This is a genomic window from Pseudoalteromonas sp. MB47, assembly GCF_011319765.1.
Lineage (GTDB): Bacteria > Pseudomonadota > Gammaproteobacteria > Enterobacterales > Alteromonadaceae > Pseudoalteromonas > Pseudoalteromonas simplex.
The window spans coordinates 1-15,932 of sequence record NZ_VFBD01000013.1; the positions used below are offsets into that span (position 1 = coordinate 1).

Genomic DNA, 15,932 nt, shown 5'->3' on the forward strand with positions numbered 1-15,932 from the left:
AAGTAGGTTATGTGTAGTGGGGCGGTGAACACCGCGCAATCTATGCACGACGTTATCAAGAGTACGAATCTCTTGCTGAAGCCACTTACTTTAAGTGTTGTGTTATTAAAAGCTCGTCTGAATCGAGTTTAACTATTCAGTTGTCCTAGTGACACAGAAACTTTCTGTTTAAGCTAAGGCCATTCGCCTCGCAGGCTCGGTCTCATCTTACGCAGAAATAGCAAATCAGTGATTTGCAAACCAATTTCTGCGTCCCCATCGTCTAGAGGCCTAGGACACCGCCCTTTCACGGCGGTAACAGGGGTTCGAATCCCCTTGGGGACGCCACATTACTTTAAGTAAGTAATGTATTGGAAAGACTATCTTTTAAATTTCATTTCAAATATAACTAAGATTTTTCAACTTAATATTCCTTATTCCCCATATATCTTTACGATATAGACTCCATATATTTCTAAAACTTTAATTCCTATAGATCACTTTTACAGATCATTTTAATACTTTATAGTATCTAGCAACTCATCAGCTAACCATAAGGAAATTAAAATGTTAGCTAAACGTGTTGTACTCATACTAATTTCTTTAGTCATTACTGCTTGCTCAGACTCAAATGAGGGAGTAGCGCTAGGAACGCTTGAGCGTGAGCGTGTGATCCATCCTGCAACGACTAACGAAATACTGATCGATTTACCCGTTTCAGCAGGCCAGTTGGTCGAAAAAGGGCAGGTGATTGCAAAGTTTGATGCCGAACTACAACAAGCGATTGTTGCTAAAGCACAAGCTCAATTAGCTCAAGCCACTGCATTTCTTGAAAAAACCTTGAATGGTGCTCGCCCCGAAGAAGTTGCTGCCGCATCAGCCAAAGTAGCAGCAGCCAATGCTGCATATACGCAAAGCGAAGCTAATTTTCGCCGTGCAAAAACCTTAGTTAAAGATAAACTCGCAAGCCAAGAAACCTTAGACAGTGCAACCGCTGCACGCGATGAGACTTTCGCTAATTTAGAATCAGCAAAGCAGAACTTAAATGAATTAACAAATGGTTCTCGCGTTGAAGATATTAATAGTGCGAAAGCGCAAGTTCAGGCGGCAGAAGCAGAACTAAAAGTACAGCAAAAATACCTCTCAGATCTGACAATTAAAGCGATGCGTGCTGGCAGGGTCGATAATTTACCTTGGCACGTAGGTGAGCGAGTTACTAAAGGCAGCCCTGTCGTTATTATTCAAGCAAACAGCGCACCTTATGCGCGCGTATATATCCCTGAACCATATCGTGCCAAGCTCAATCAGGGGATGACACTTACGGTTCGTGTCGATGGCATAGATAAAGATATTCAGGGTAAACTGACCTGGATTGCCACAGAGCCTGCGTTCACGCCTTTTTATGCCCTTAATCAGGAAGAACGTGCGCGATTAATGTATCTTGCTGAGGTAACACTACCCACAAGTGAAAATAATTTACCAACAGGCGTACCTGCTCAAGTGATTATGCCATGACTGAATCGGTGATCCATGCCAAAAGTTTGGTAAAACAATTTGGCGATTTAAAAGCGATTGATAACCTTGATCTAGACGTTGAGCAAGGGCAAATTTATGGCTTTTTGGGCCCTAATGGCTGTGGTAAAACGACTGCAATCCGTATGCTTACAGGGTTATTGAAGCCAACCTCTGGTGATATCAATGTGCTTGGCTTGAGTCTGCCAAAAGATGCTGAAAAGCTCAGAACACAACTCGGTTATATGACGCAAAAGTTTTCACTTTATGGTGACTTGACCGTACTTGAAAACCTAAAGTTCATGGCGGCGCTTTACCCGTTTAAAAAGCAGCAAAAGCAACAAAGAATTGACGAATTGCTCCATACCTATGGCCTTGATCAAAGAGTCGATCAAATGGCCGGAAGTATGAGTGGGGGCCAACGGCAGCGCTTAGCATTAGCTGCTGCAGTGATTAATAAACCGAAAATTTTATTTCTTGATGAACCAACATCGGCAGTCGATCCACAAAATCGCCGTGACTTTTGGGAAACACTGTTTGATTTAAGTAATGCCGGTACCACGATATTAGTCACCACTCATTACATGGATGAAGCCGAGCGTTGTCATCGTTTAGCCATTTTAGAATCTGGTATTAAACGCGCGGATGGCTCTCCAAAGCAATTAATGACAGACATGCACGCTCATGTTGTAGAAATCGCAGGGGCGCAAACCAGAGAATTAAAAAAACAGCTCGCAACAATCGACCATGTTATTTCAGCCACTCAGCTAGGTGCACAGCTGCGAGTATTAGTAAAAAAAGATGTTCAAGATCCCGTTGAGTTCATAAAACAGCAATCATTTTGTCAGGATACGTGGCAAGTAAATAGTGTGCGTCCAAGCCTTGAAGACGTGTTTGTCACCTGCACAGGGCAGGGCCGACAATGAGTATTGTGACTTCATTAAGCCGCATAAAAGCAATTGTAAGCAAAGAATTATTACAATTACGTCGCGATAGAATGACCTTTGCGATGGTGGTGATGATCCCCCTTATCCAACTGATTCTATTTGGTTACGCTATTAACACCAACGTTAAAGATATCCCTGTTGCAGTGGTCGATCATAGTCAAACTGCGCTCAGTCGCATTTTAGTACAAACAGTATCGGCGACAAATGTGGTTAAAGTGACAGATTATTACGACAGTATAGAGCAGGCACAAACAGCAATCGCTAGTGCGAAAGTGCGTGCTGTGCTGTTTATACCCCACGATGTGGCAAACCGACTTGCTCAGCACCCAACCGTTGGTTTTGGTTTGCCTGATGGCAGTAATGAGTCGTTAGTCCGGCCAATTGCGCATTGGTTAGTTGATGGCTCAGATACAATGGTCGCGTCGAGCATAAAATCGCTGCGCAATATGCCGCTTGCAGAGCTTCTCGATAAGCCTGCGAATCGAACGTATCCGACCTTTGAGACGACCTTATTTTATAACCCAGAGCAACGCTCTGCAGTGAATATTGTGCCAGGTTTAGCTGCTGTTATTTTAACCATGACGATGATTATGTTTACCTCTGCAGCCATTGTTAAAGAGCAAGAGCGAGGTAATATGGAGCTTTTAATTACTTTACCGTTAAGCTCACTTGAATTAATGATTGGTAAAGTGGTGCCTTATATCTTCATTGGTTTTATTCAGTTATTTATTATACTAGGTATGGGTAAGCTCTTGTTTCATATTCCTTTTGGAGGTGGTTTAGTCGCATTGGTTGTCGCAACCTTTGCGTTTATATGTGCCAGTTTAGTGCTTGGCTTAGTCCTTTCAACCATCGCTAAAAATCAGCTTCAAGCAATGCAAATGACAATTTTCATTCTGTTACCCTCGATATTATTATCAGGTTTTGTATTTCCTTATGAAGGCATGCCAAAGGCAGCGCAATGGCTTGCTGAGTGCCTACCCGCAACGCATTACCTGAGGTTAATACGTGGAATCGTGCTAAAAGGTGTCAATCTAATAAGCATGAGCAGTGATTTACTTTGGCTGTTAGCCTTTACAATTTTGGGCTTGGCTGTGGCTGCATTTAGGTTTAAGAAAACCCTTGATTAGGCTAGGCAATTTAAGACATATGTGCTTAACTAAAGTGTAATTTTAATTCTTTTTGAGTCGATGTAAGCGTGTGGCGAGTATTTTGGGTGGCGGTGCTACTAGTGACGTTTGATTGCTATGCAGCAACGATAAACCTAGCCCATACCATGAAGCATGAGCACTTTAATGAGCTGTTAAGCACACTTGCTGAACAAAGTGGCTTGACGGTTAACTCTGTATTAGTTGACCAAAAGGCGCTAAAAGTCAGGCTGGTGCAAAATACCAGTACCAGCACCTCTACAGACGTTGTTATTGTACCTGCTGATCATTTAGGCCTTGATAAATATGCCAACTACAGCGTTATCCCAGACTCACTCATAGCTGATACCACAGACAAGCGAACCTTAGAAACAGCAAAGCTAAACAACAAGCTCTTAGGTATACCCATCATTCAAGGCAATCACCTGTTACTTTTTTATAATAAGCAGTTTGTTAAAGAGCCAATAGAAAATTGGCAGGATATATACCGAATTCAATCATCATTGCCTGAAAAAGTGAAACTCGTTACATGGAGTTTTATGGAAATGTATTGGTTTATCCCGTTCTTATCGGCTTTTAATGGCGACCTAATTGTAGATAACCATGTTCAGCTTAATACACCAGCAATGCAATCGGCTCTCAAATTTGTTTGGGATTTAAATAAACAAAATCTGGTTGATAGACAGTGCGATTACACTTGCTCAAATAATGCATTTAAAGCGCAGCAAGCTGCCTTCACCATCGATGGAGCTTGGGCATTAAAAACGTATGAGCAAGCGCTTGGTGATAATTTAGCTGTGCAGCAATTGCCGAAACTTAATGGTGAGTATATGCAGCCTTATTACTCTACCTTTGTGTTGGCATTTCCAAATGATGGCTTAAATGGCGTTAATAAAGACAATTTGATCAAATTTGCTAAATTGGTTCAAGCAGAAAAATTTCAAACAATGATTTGGCAAAAGCTTCAAGATATCCCCGTCAATACAGAGGTGTTAAATAGTTTAAAATCACAACAAGGCACACAGTTAGCAACCTTAATTGAAGCGATGCAATTTACAAAAGCGATGCCTTCAACCGCATCGATGATCATCGTATGGGAAGTATTAAATAAAGGATTTATTCGCTATGGCAGTGGTGCCCTAACTGCTGAGCAAGCGGGGCTTTTTATGCAAGGGTTGGCAGAGCGTTCGATTGCCAATGAAGGGGATGAATGAGTAGTCCACGCTTTAGCCGCGCCTTATTTATCAGTGTATTACTACTGGTTATTATTCCCCTACTGATCCTTGCAGGTTTGATGATTGGGCGTTTCTATTTAAGCTCAATTGACCAAGCAAATACGAGTTTGCAATGGCAAGCTAGAAATAATGCAGCCAGTCTTGAACAACTCTTATTTAAGCTTGAGAAAAATAGCCAATTACTAAGTAGCACTAAAGCGATAACTGAGCTGCCAAATAAAGTGGTGTACTCACAGTTCGCGCTTGTGCAGTTACAAGAGTTTGTTGCCCAAAACCCACAAATTAACGCATCAATTGTTATTGATAATCAGGGGTTTATAGTTGAAGGGTATCCGATTACTTCTTTAAATTTGAACTATAAACTCACTAAAAGCATTCTCGACAGTGCTCAAACATCAACAGAGCAAAACACAATTCAAATTATCGATAACCCACAAGTCACTGAGCTACTCGCACCTTTGCAGGCAAAACAAAGTGCTTTACTGGCAATTACATCTAAGTTGTTACATGAGCAAGATTCTCTCAGTGAGCCAATAATTAAAACGGGCGTGTTAGTGTCTTTTGTGCCTTTATCAGAGGCGTTAAAGTGGCTTGCAATACATAATGAACAACCGGTTTATCAAGCGGGTAAGCAGGTACAAATTACAGCACAAGGTAACATTTTATATAGCGTGGGCGATGCTGGCGATAACGGCAAATTAATGGGGCAGGCCTCAATCAGTAATGTTTATTTTAAAGGTAAGCCAACCAGTTTACAGTTCCAAATTAATGAAGCAAAAACCACATACACCAGCGCTGTAAAGCAAACGGCCATATTGGCAGGATTGTTAATTGTCGGACTCTCTATTATTTCATTTATCTTAGTGCGTTGGTTGACGGCACGGCTCCATAACCCGCTAAATCGCATTACTACTCTTAGCCGAGAATATGCATTGGGTAATTACAAACAAGATACCGACGATTTTCATTATCAAGAGTTTAAAGATATTGCAGATTCGCTCAGCAGCATGGCTGATACCATTGATATACAAATTACTTCATTGCAATTAGAAAAACTTCGCGCTGAGCGCTCTGAGCAAGTTAAAAGCCAATTCTTAGCCAATATGAGCCATGAGATACGCACTCCAATGAATGGTATTGTGGGCTTTTTGCAGCTACTCAATAAAAGCACGCTAACACCAGAGCAAGCAGAGTTTGTAAGGCAAATTAATAACTGTAGTGATGTGTTATTAACCGTGATTAACGATATTCTCGACTTTTCAAAAATAGAGGCCAATAAAATAGAGCTCGAGTCGCGACAATGTGATTTAGTCGCGCTTTGCCATGACCTTATCTTACTATTCAAACCGAGTTGTGATGCCAAAGGAGTTGGCTGCCGGCTTGACGTCTCCCCATTACAATCGCTGAATGTTGAATGTGATGAAATACGTGTTAAACAAGTGCTGATTAACTTGCTTTCTAACGCCGTTAAGTTCACCCATCAAGGAGAGATCGTTCTTTCGCTTATTCTGCAAAGCCGAGATGAACACCAGACAGCCGTCGTGTTATCGGTAAAAGATACAGGCATAGGTATCGCTGAAGATAAAATAACGGCCTTGTTTAATCCTTTTGTTCAGGCGCAAACTAGCACAACTCGTGAATATGGAGGGACCGGTCTTGGGCTTGCCATCAGTAAAGGAATGATTGATTTGATGGGTGGCACTATTGCTATCGACAGTGAGCTTGGCAAAGGCTCCGAGTTTACGGTTAATGTTAATTTTAAATCACTAAACCCACAGGACGCTAGTGCAAAAGTACACCAATCAGATGAAGACACTCAGTTCGATTTTAAAGCCGTCGACAAGCCAATATTAATTGCTGAAGATAACCCGATTAACCAAATTGTTATCACTAAGTATTTAACTCAATTAGGTCTAAATTATGAATTGGCAGAAAATGGAAAAATTGCCTGTGAGAAAACCCTAACACAAAACTACGCATTGATTTTAATGGATATTCAAATGCCGGTGATGGATGGATTAACTGCCAGCGAAAACTTACTTGCAAGGCCAGATTTTGATACGCCGATTATTGCAGTCAGTGCTAATGTGATGAAAGACGACATCGAAACAAGCGCAAAAATTGGTATCAGTGACCATATCGCAAAGCCAATTAATTTTGCTGAACTTGAAAAAGCACTCGCAAAATGGCTATCTCAGCAATCGCCGAAATAGCCGGTATGAATCAAAAAGTGTTGTTATCTTTTTTCTGAATTAACTCAATTGCATAACCATCTGGGTCTTTAACAAATGCAATTTCAGTTGTGCCGCCTTTTACAGGACCCGGCTCACGACTCACATTACCGCCAGCAGCTTTAATGTCTTCGCAGGCTTTATAAATATTATCAAACTCGATAGCAATATGACCGTATGCATTACCTAAATCATAACTGTCTGTATCCCAGTTATAAGTAAGCTCAAGCACGGTCGAATCTTTTTCGTCACCATAACCGACAAAAGCAAGGGTGTAGCGGTACTCTTCGTTGTCTGCACGGCGCAGCTCTTTCATACCTAATACCTGCGTATAAAATTCAATTGATTTATCTAAATCAGCAACGCGAAGCATTGTGTGTAATAAGCGCATTTTAAGCATCCTCTTTCTTGTCTTTAAATTCGCACAATTTCAATAACGCAGCATGGTACAACGCTGCGCATTAAAATTATTAAAAATGGATTATAAGTTATTTCGATTGCATGCACAGTAGCATTGAGACAAAGCGTTTAATATGAAAACGGTGACGTTATGCAGCAATGAATAGGGATTGCTGCATAACAATGAGGTTTTTGCGGTATAAGTGAAAGCTTAGCTTTTCACTTTACCTTTAAGTACATAAATTTCGCCATCAAAGCTCCCTTGAATTGTCAGGCCTTGACCCGCCAACTCTTTAAGATATTCGATATGTTCAGTAGTGATATGTTGCCCCGGCACTAACAGAGGGATACCAGGAGGATAAGGCGTCACTAATCCGGCACAAATTCGATTGTTACTTTTGCTAATTGGCACAGATTCACGTTCGCCATAGAATGCATCACTAGGAATACAGGCTAAGTCTATAGCAGGTAGGTTCTCTGGTAGGCGTGTGCGCCTCATTGAAGTGGCAAGTTTTACTTTACCGCTATCGAGTTTCTTAAGCGCATTGTAAAGGCGAATGATCTTTGAGCGTGTGCCGCCAAGAGTCAGTAAAACTAAAATGGTGCTGTGTGTATATTTTTCGATTTCAAGGCCAATTTCATCTAATAGAAATTTATGAATATCCTTTAATGAATACGGTAACTCACTAATATCGATAAGGATCTTCAGCGGGTCGTGACCCATGTTATCGCCACTAAAATGTGGGAATATATCCATGAAATCTTGTTTGTCGAGCACTTTAATATGTTTCAGTGATGCCATTTGCTGCTTAAACTCAGCAACGTGATTCAGCAGGGCATTTAGTAATTTATAACCTTCCATTTCTAATTGCTTTTGGCATACATCCAGCGAGGCAATGAGCTGATATTTTGGTGAGGTACTGGCGTAAATACTGTAGATCTCACGAAAGAAATCGGCATCGAAATCAGGGTCATTAACATGAATATAAGACGCCTGAGAGAACGCTGAAACCACTTTATGTGCCGAATGGGTAACATAGTCTGCGCCAGCATTAATAGCTGAGTAGTGGCGTAAACTTGGATGGAAAAGCGAGTAAGCAAACCACGCTTCGTCGATAAACACTTTAATACCGTGCTGGTGTGCAAATTCAACCACTTGTTTTAAATCGCTAAGCAGACCATCGTAAGTACAGCCGGTTAAAACCAGTAATTTAGCATCGCTATTTTGCTCAATCGCTTGCTTAATGTCAGCCAATGAAGGGGGCGCGAAGATACCATATTTAGGATTTAAAATACTCGATAAATAAATAGGTAAACTAGCCGATTGCAAAATGCCGTAGTGTACTGATTTATGGCAGTTTCGGTCGATGATCACCTTATCGCCTTTACGTAGTAAAGTTTGCAAAATAATCTTATTTGAAGTGGATGACCCATTGGTAACAAAGTAGGTATGTTTTACTTCAAATGTTGCCGCCGCTGATTCTTGAGAGCGGCCTATGGTGTTGGTGCTGTCTGATAATGAGCCAAGCGAGTCGACAGAAACCGACAGGTCGCCAACAAATACGTTACGGCCATAAAACTGATAAAAGTCTTTAATATACGGAGAATTTCTAAAGCTAGCACCGCCACTGTGACCAGGTGTGTGCCATGAATCGTTCGATTCACCCACATAACGACGGTAGGCGGTCCAAAATGGCGTTTCTGAACGGTCATCAAAGTCATTGATCATATAGCCCAAGATTGCTTCGGGGTCTGAAATGACCTCATCTTTAAAAAAGAAAGATTCAATTTCTTCTGACTCGTTAACTATCTCCAAGCCTTTCGTATCGTCACCAATAACATAAACAGGCAGTTCTAGGCGTATGCCTTTTAATTGCTCGATAAAACGGCTATAGGTGCGCTCGCCATTGTTCAGTACATCCCAACTAAGTACTACAGCTTGAATATCGCCATCTTCCTCTACATATTTCAACGCCTGCTTGAGCTCTATGCACTCGATAATGTCGATATCAACATCACTTCGTTCAAAATTAGGGATTGTTTTTGCTAGGTTCGTTGAAAGCTCTTTTAAGGTGGCAGGATCTTGTTCAATTAACAAGATACGAAGTAAAGGTAACATAGCAACTCATATAAAAAATTTCACATTACTCAACAGCATAACGAAAGGATGGAAGCTTGTGAAATGATTACGCTGATATTTTTTGTTCCGATACTGATTATACTTTTTTCGTGTTAATCGCAGATAGTTGAAATTACATGTTCTTACTGTAAAAGTAATGCTTAAGTAAAAGGTTAATTGAGCACTCTGCGATAAAAGCACTCAAGCCAGATACAGATAAAAATAAAGATAAACATGCTAGGGAGAATAAAACATGGCGTATGTTGCCAATTTCAAAACTGTAGTCATCTCTACATTGTTTGCGTTTTGTACGAGCGCAGTTAATGCAGATGAAGTCTCAGATTCAAACAATAAAAAGTCGATACCCGAAGCCACTAAATTTGTGACCCAGCATAAAGGCACCTTTAATGGTACAAAGCTGAAATACCAAGCTGTAGCCGGTGAAACTTATTTGTTAAACAAAAACGAAGAGCCTAAAGCTGCTATCTTTTCGTTTGATTACCTAGCTGCAGATGACAACAAGAACAGACCCGTAACATTTATCTGGAATGGTGGCCCGGGCTCATCGTCTAATTGGTTACATATGGGCGCTTATGGTCCGAAACGAGTCGTGGTACCAAGCGATGCAACGGCTCCTGGATTGGCTCCTTACGAATTAAAAGATGCGCCTGAGACGATACTTGATGTGACTGATATGGTGTTTGTGGACCCTGTTGGTACAGGTTACTCGCGCGCCTTAGGTGACACTGACAGCAAAGCCTTTTGGGGCTTGAATCAGGATGCATCTGCTATTGCTGATTTTATTGCCCAGTGGCTAACAAAAGAAAACCGCTGGAATGCGCCAATATTTTTATTGGGAGAGAGCTATGGTACAACTCGAGCAGCAGCGGTTTCTAAAGTACTGATGGATAAACACCTGATTAATGTAAATGGCATTATTTTTGTATCACAAGCTTTAGACTATCAAGGTTCAAGCCCTTATGTTGATGACAACATCATTTCTTACATCACTTACATACCCACACTTGCTGCAACCGCTTGGTATCATAAAAAAGTAGACACATCTGGAGATTTTGAAGCGTTTATTGATGCGAGCCGACAATTTGCAGTTGATGAATTACTACCAGCCTTATTTAAGGGGAATGCCCTTAGTAAAGCTGACCGAAAGCAAATTGTTGACGGCCTTCACCGTTATACAGGGCTAAGCAAACAATATATTGAGCAGGTTGATTTACGCATTAACGCCTTTAGATTCGCTAAAGAGTTATTGCGTGATGAGGGCGTCGCAGTAGGCTTTCTTGATGGACGTTATAAGCTTGATGAACGAGACGATTTAACAGCAGCTCCTAAGCAAGACGCGTCAAAAGTGATAGGGCCAGCATATAAAGCGGCACTGATGAAATACATGCGCACAGATTTAAACGTACAGTGGAAAAGAAAATACCTAAACCCAGGCGATCCTGAGTTATCAGATAACTGGCGCTGGCGCACAGCTCCTGATGGACAAGGCTGGGAGCCAAGGTACGTCAATACAGCGCCAGATTTATCTTATGTGCTTCGCAGCAATCCACAAATGAAAGTGATGGTCGCCTCTGGTTATTACGATATTGTCACGCCATTTTTTGATGCTGAATACACCTTAAATAGACACGGTATATACGCTGATAAAATTGACTATCACTATTATCACGGCGGTCACATGATGTATGTTCACGAACCAGCAAGAGTGGCGCTGTTAAGAGATACGCGAGAATTTATTAAAAAGCAGGTGAGCCAAAACCCACGATAATGACTAGGAACATTGTGCCAAACCCTGTGTTAGGCACAATGCGCAAAGGGTGTGATAGAAAAGGTTAAGAACGTTACACATATAGTGCCTATCAAGGATTAACCATTGGTGCATATCGACCATATTTGTTGCCAATGTTTGCCAATATCTGCCATAATCAAAGACTGTAAATATATAGGAATTAACTATGGCAACTTTAAATATCTCTATTCCAGATGAAATGCGCTCATGGATTGATGCCCAAGTTGAGTCAGGTCGATTCTCAAATGCAAGTGATTATATCCGCGATTTGATCCGCCATAATCAGAGTGAAAAAGATGCTATTAGAATGGCATTAGTAGAGGGTGAGCTAAGTGGTGAGAGTGAGTTAACGGTTTTAGATATTATATCCAAATCCAAAAACAAAACTTAAAGCGAATGGCTAAATATATTCTCTCTAATAAAGCTCAGTATGACTTGGAGCGTATTTTTCAGTACACCGAAATTGAATTCGGTGTTTCTCAAGCAGAAAACTATTTAATTGGAATTCATGAAACGCTAATGGCTTTGTCTACTGAGCCGAGCCTTGCTCAAGATGTTAGCGATATCAAGCCTGGATATTCTCGGTATATATTTAGAAAGCACTACATCTTTTTAAAAAAAAGAGCCAACGATATTTTCATTGTGAGAATTCTGCATCAACAAATGAAGGTTCAACTACATCTAACAAGCTAATGCAGGTCAGCAATAATACTTAATTACTCTGTCTTTTCTTTAAACTCACACAAATCTTCGATAATACAGCTGCCGCACTTAGGTTTACGAGCCGTACACACATAGCGGCCATGTAGGATTAACCAGTGGTGTACATCGACCTTAAATTCTTTAGGTACCACTTTTTCTAATTTTTGTTCTACAGCCACCACATCTTTACCCATAGCAAACTTAGTGCGGTTTGAAACGCGAAAGATATGGGTGTCTACAGCGATAGTCGGCCAGCTAAAAGATAATAAAGGTAGATTAGGTTGTTGTGTTTGGTATACACTTCGCGACCTCTTAAATTTACTGCTTTGAAAAACATGGAAAATTACCAACAGCCCAAACCTTTAGTGTATAGCTACATTCGCTTTTCTACCTCAGAACAAGCAAAAGGGCATTCACTCAAACGGCAGATGAAATATGCGAAGGACGTGGCAGAACGCAAAGGCCTAGAGATTGATAGTTCACTAACGCTTCAAGATTTAGGGGTCAGTAGCTTTAGAGGTCAAAATGCTACCAAAGGCGTGTTTGGTGGCTTTCTGAGAAAAATTAATGAGGGTGAGGTACCAGACGGTTCAATCTTAATAATTGAAAGCTTAGACAGGCTCTCAAGGGCTACTATGACCGAGTGTAATAGCATCATTACGCAAATTATCAATGCTGGAATTACGGTTATTACGGCAATGGATAACAAGGAGTACAACAAGGAGCTAATCGATGGTAATCCATTTGAGCTTTTAGGGATGCTGTTAATTTTTATGCGGGCTAATGAAGAGAGCCAAACTAAGTCCAAAAGGGCTCGTTCGACAATAATCAAAGAGTGTGAGAGCTGGCTTGAAGGAAAGCGAGGCTTTAAAATTTCCTGTGGTAAGCCTCCTAAATGGTTGAAGTGGGATGATGAAGCAAAGGTATTCAAGTTTAAGTCTCGTGAGAAGGCAATCATGCTGAAAAAGCTTGAGCTCTACAAGGCTGGTTATGGCGCTTTGAAAATTGCTGAGCTAGTCAACGAAGAGTTTGGTGAAGGCACCATGCATTATTCAGGTGCAAATATTTACAAAGAAGTTAAACGACGTAACCTTATTGGCGAGTTGAGTATAAGTTCTGATGATTATCACTACACATTAGAGAGTTATTACCCTTCATTAATGAGTCTAGCAGAATTTGAACAATTACAAATTGACTCAAAGGGTAGAGGGGGGCTAAAACACAAAGCGAAATTTATAGGAATTCTTTCAGGTGTTGAAGTATTCAAGTGTGGAACATGTGGTTATGCAGTGAACTCGCATGTTAATTGGCGTGGTAAAGAACTTGAGGATGTTCCCAGTAGCCACAAGCGCTATGGTTGCGCCGAAGCTAAAAGAAGTGATTTATGTGGTATGAATAAAACTGTGCCTCTAGAACACGCAGAGAATGCGATAGTTCGATTCTGTCAGGACAATGTCAATCTTAGAAGCATTTTACAGCAAGATGATGTTAGTGCGTCTATTGCAAAACAGGAGTCTGCGCTTTTACAAAGGCTAAAGGAGAGTGAGTCTGAAATAAGCAACCTTGTACAGTTCATAGCCCAAGGAAATTCAGCCCCTAAGTCGATTTTGGCAAAGTTGAATTCACTGGAAAAGGAACAAGAGAGTGTTAATGATCAGCTTCAATCGTTAAACAATAAAAAAGTAAAAATTCGAAATACCATGAGGGATGAAGTTTCAGATAGGTGGTTAGGCTTAACGAAAAACTTGAGAACTCTGAGTCCTGAGCAGCGCATGCCAATTCGTCAGTTAGTTAAAGATACCTTTAAAAAAATAACGCTACAGGTAGGTATCAAACAAGAACATACAGGCGGGCTGTCTTCTTTTATTGATGCCTTTGGTGGTAATAATAGTAAGTACTTTGACTTAACATGTGAGTTCCATAACGGGCAAAAGCGACTGCTAAGAATTCACCTAAAGACTGGTGAGCTAGTTCAAGGCATGGACCTTAACAGTGTCTAAGTTGAGCACAGCTCCCAAATCGTTGTACAACACTTTATAGATTAAAATCGTTGTACAACGATGATTTATAAGGATTTTTTTTGCTTTTTATGTTGACTGTGATGATGTGTTGAATAAGAATGCTGCCCTTAATTATTGCAACAGATTGTCACTATCTATTCACTGATAATCGGGACGTTTCCATTTCTGTATTAGTCTACGGCGCAGTTTTACACGAAATACCATTGTTATTATCAATGATACATCTGTTGCTAGGTATATATTATTATCCTAATAGGTGTCTAGTAGTGGTACGTAAAAGAAAAGTATTGAATGAAAGTTGGGTCTCTGTAGATGGTGTCCCTGTGCATATAAACGTCATCGAAGGTTCTGGATGCGATGAAAGAATGCTCAGTAGGTTCAAGCGTCAAGTTGACCTAATGTTGCAGCATGACAGAAAAGTTTTGGCTATCCCCCTGACTGTTAACTTTATGAGTCAGGAATCCTCTAATTGTGAGCAATATGACAGATGTGTGGAACTCATCAATGAAGGTAAGAATACACTTATGTCTGAGATGATAAGGGATTTTCGGGTATACCTAAAGTCAGGCTATGGCAGGGAAAGACAGCGCGAGAGGGTTGCTAAAGGGAAAAAGGCTCGACGAAGGACGATTAAAATTAATAGGTTAGGCTTCCTGTGGGCAAGGGAGTTTTCTAAGAAAGGCGACTACCCACATTATCACTTATGGCTGCTAATTGATGGAAGCCAGCTGAAAAGTGCATTTAAGCTAACACAGAAGCTAAGGTCTATTGCGAGTCACTATAATTTCACCCTATTTTACCTTAAAGGTACTTCATGGCAACTCGACCGAAAAGACCCCTCGTTATATTGGAGTTTTCTGTACCATTTATCGTATGCAACGAAGGAAGCGAGTAAGGACTACACACGAAAAAGCAAAAATGCCAACGGTTATGACTCTAGTAAGCTTCGCCCTCCTTGTGAAAAAAGTCGGGGTTCGCTTACTTGGAAAGGCTTCCAGTTAGGGTGCATTGAACAACACCTAAACGCAGGCAAAGTTTTCACTATTGATAAACACCTAGATAGACTGACTTACAGAAGCTTCAAGCATTTAAAAGAAGAGATCGCTCATTTAGCCTTATAGGCTTGAAGTAGTCTTGACCCGTGTTTGTTTAAGTCTGCTAACCAGCCTCTCAAGCTATGCCTAAAGGCTCTGTGTCTTCGTTCTATGCGAGACCAGTAACTCACCATTCCATGTTATAACTCTATTGGTGTGGGTTTTAAGTTGTGGTCAATCATTTAGGGGGGTAGTCGTTATGGTTTTCAATTCACCCCCTTATACATATGTCTGTAGCGCTTGAGAATTGAGACATGATATTTGAAAATCCTTGTGTACCAGAGTTTTTTGAAGAAGCCTTGCCAAATAAGGTATAAGTATTAACTTGAGCAATCATGAACAAAGGGATCGTAGTTGATAACTCAAGAAATTAAAAGGTTATTTGGTGCTCGGTCATTTGTTCAAGCTGTGTTTCGGTACGAAAAGTTAGGCCTCTGCGGCGCAGGGAGATTGGCCTCACTTTTTATCACTGCCAGTTGGCTAAGACTGCTTTGATTAGCGTAGTCGGCTTTAAAATCATTCATGTGGAGCCTTATAATCACAGAGCTTTAGTCGTATGGCAGTCTTCTATAGGGAAGCGAGCGCATTCAATTTCTTACGAAGCCAAGTGTAGTTAAACAAATCAATGTGATTTTAGCTGCGTCACATCGTTGTACAATACTGTATGGTAGTTGAGCAACCAATTGTTTCTATAGCGAAAAGTGTTGCAGCATAAGATTTTTGGCTTTAGTATGC

Annotated in this window: 12 protein-coding genes, 1 tRNA gene and 1 pseudogene; 11 read left to right on the plus strand and 3 right to left on the minus strand. The window is 40.7% G+C overall.

What is annotated here, in order from left to right; genetic code table 11:
* Positions 1-251 precede the first annotated feature (251 nt).
* From IMPJCBKJ_RS07725 to IMPJCBKJ_RS07750, 6 genes are all read left to right on the plus strand, one after another.
* Positions 252-327: transfer RNA gene (locus IMPJCBKJ_RS07725), tRNA-Glu, on the plus strand.
* Positions 328-546: 219 nt separating this feature from the next.
* Positions 547-1,494, plus strand: a complete 948-nt coding sequence (locus tag IMPJCBKJ_RS07730) for an HlyD family efflux transporter periplasmic adaptor subunit (protein WP_166339660.1) — start codon at positions 547-549, stop codon at positions 1,492-1,494.
* Positions 1,491-2,417 (plus strand): ABC transporter ATP-binding protein, encoded by a 927-nt coding sequence (locus tag IMPJCBKJ_RS07735; RefSeq protein WP_166339662.1) that lies wholly within the window; start codon positions 1,491-1,493, stop codon positions 2,415-2,417. The genes IMPJCBKJ_RS07730 and IMPJCBKJ_RS07735 overlap by 4 nt, the downstream gene beginning before the upstream one ends.
* Positions 2,418-2,419: 2 nt before the next feature.
* Positions 2,420-3,568, plus strand: a complete 1,149-nt coding sequence (locus tag IMPJCBKJ_RS07740) for an ABC transporter permease (protein WP_166339746.1) — start codon at positions 2,420-2,422, stop codon at positions 3,566-3,568.
* Positions 3,569-3,669: 101 nt separating this feature from the next.
* Entirely contained in the window at positions 3,670-4,800 is a 1,131-nt protein-coding gene (locus IMPJCBKJ_RS07745; protein WP_166339664.1) for an extracellular solute-binding protein, read from the plus strand.
* Entirely contained in the window at positions 4,797-7,034 is a 2,238-nt protein-coding gene (locus IMPJCBKJ_RS07750) for an ATP-binding protein (protein ID WP_166339666.1), read from the plus strand. The genes IMPJCBKJ_RS07745 and IMPJCBKJ_RS07750 overlap by 4 nt, the downstream gene beginning before the upstream one ends.
* Positions 7,035-7,044: 10 nt before the next feature.
* Here IMPJCBKJ_RS07750 and gloA read toward each other — a convergent pair whose 3' ends face one another.
* Together gloA and IMPJCBKJ_RS07760 are read right to left on the minus strand one after the other, a co-directional pair.
* Entirely contained in the window at positions 7,045-7,443 is a 399-nt protein-coding gene (gene gloA / locus IMPJCBKJ_RS07755) for a lactoylglutathione lyase (RefSeq protein ID WP_062567031.1), read from the minus strand.
* Positions 7,444-7,662: 219 nt separating this feature from the next.
* Positions 7,663-9,570, minus strand: a complete 1,908-nt coding sequence (locus IMPJCBKJ_RS07760) for an aminotransferase class V-fold PLP-dependent enzyme (protein WP_166339668.1) — start codon at positions 9,568-9,570, stop codon at positions 7,663-7,665.
* 253 nt (positions 9,571-9,823) lie between these two features.
* Here IMPJCBKJ_RS07760 and IMPJCBKJ_RS07765 point away from each other — a divergent pair, with 253 nt between their 5' ends.
* The 3 genes from IMPJCBKJ_RS07765 (at position 9,824) to IMPJCBKJ_RS07775 (ending at position 12,073) form a co-directional block, all read left to right on the plus strand.
* Entirely contained in the window at positions 9,824-11,359 is a 1,536-nt protein-coding gene (locus IMPJCBKJ_RS07765) for a serine carboxypeptidase (protein WP_166339670.1), read from the plus strand.
* Between the two features lie 187 nt (positions 11,360-11,546).
* Positions 11,547-11,771: a type II toxin-antitoxin system ParD family antitoxin gene (locus IMPJCBKJ_RS07770; protein WP_054553697.1), complete on the plus strand. Its 225-nt coding sequence runs from the start codon at positions 11,547-11,549 to the stop codon at positions 11,769-11,771.
* 5 nt (positions 11,772-11,776) lie between these two features.
* Complete coding sequence (locus IMPJCBKJ_RS07775; protein WP_166339672.1) at positions 11,777-12,073, plus strand: type II toxin-antitoxin system RelE/ParE family toxin; 297 nt, start codon at positions 11,777-11,779, stop codon at positions 12,071-12,073.
* Between the two features lie 23 nt (positions 12,074-12,096).
* On the opposite strand, the pseudogene IMPJCBKJ_RS07780 reads toward IMPJCBKJ_RS07775, so the two are convergent.
* Positions 12,097-12,345, minus strand: a pseudogene (locus IMPJCBKJ_RS07780) (endonuclease III); the annotation flags it as partial.
* A 72-nt stretch (positions 12,346-12,417) separates the two neighbouring features.
* Between IMPJCBKJ_RS07780 and IMPJCBKJ_RS07785 the strand changes: the two are divergent.
* Both IMPJCBKJ_RS07785 and IMPJCBKJ_RS07790 read left to right on the plus strand, forming a co-directional pair.
* Complete coding sequence (locus IMPJCBKJ_RS07785; RefSeq protein ID WP_166339674.1) at positions 12,418-14,082, plus strand: recombinase family protein; 1,665 nt, start codon at positions 12,418-12,420, stop codon at positions 14,080-14,082.
* A gap of 287 nt (positions 14,083-14,369) precedes the next feature.
* Positions 14,370-15,224, plus strand: coding sequence for an inovirus-type Gp2 protein (locus IMPJCBKJ_RS07790; protein ID WP_166339676.1), 855 nt, complete (start codon positions 14,370-14,372; stop codon positions 15,222-15,224).
* The last annotated feature ends 708 nt before the right edge of the window (positions 15,225-15,932 follow it).